The sequence below is a fragment of the Streptomyces milbemycinicus genome (assembly GCF_002154605.1).
Lineage (GTDB): Bacteria > Actinomycetota > Actinomycetes > Streptomycetales > Streptomycetaceae > Streptomyces > Streptomyces milbemycinicus.
This window is the reverse complement of the sequence record NZ_MUNE01001288.1, coordinates 1-556: the sequence shown is the minus strand read 5'-3', so window position 1 is coordinate 556 and position 556 is coordinate 1. Positions and strand designations below refer to the sequence as shown.

Here is a 556-nt window from a genome sequence, read left to right as displayed (position 1 = left end):
GCGCCGGTAGTAGGGCTCGACCAGGGCCAGGTACGCCGGGTCGTCGGTGCGCGGGGTGCAGTCGACCTCGTTCAGCCAGTCGGGGTGGCCACCGTTGCGGCATTCGCCGTGGGACCACGGGCCGAGCCGGACCACAAGGGCCAGGTCGAGTTCGGCGCAGAGCTCCGCGAAGCGGCGCAGGTCGAGGTCGCCGTCGAAGTGCAGGGTGCCGCGCTCGTTCTCGTGCTGGTTCCAGAACAGATACGTGGCCAGCAGGTCGATGCCGCCTGCCTTGATCTTGAGCAGTTCCTCACGCCATTCGGCGGCCGGGTAGCGGCTGAAGTGGAACTCGCCCATCACCGGGATCCAGGGGCGGCCCTCCCGGATCAGGCTCTGGCTGTCCACGGTCAGCGAGCGCGGTGCGGCGTCGGAACTGCCCAGGGGCAGATGCCCGGTCAGGGGCGGGGGCACTTCATGGGCGTGCAGGGACAGCACAGACGGCTCCTACGACAGCGGCTCAGTGAAGTGCGTTCATCGTGGGTGGGGCCCTCGCCCCTGTCAAGATGTATTCATAATT

Annotated in this window: 1 protein-coding gene; it reads right to left on the bottom strand. The window is 67.8% G+C overall.

The window, feature by feature from the left end:
* The coding region (locus tag CCN51_RS52670) for a beta-galactosidase (protein WP_211303367.1) at window positions 1-474 on the bottom strand (474 nt) is incomplete at its 3' end.
* Window positions 475-556: the final 82 nt, after the last annotated feature.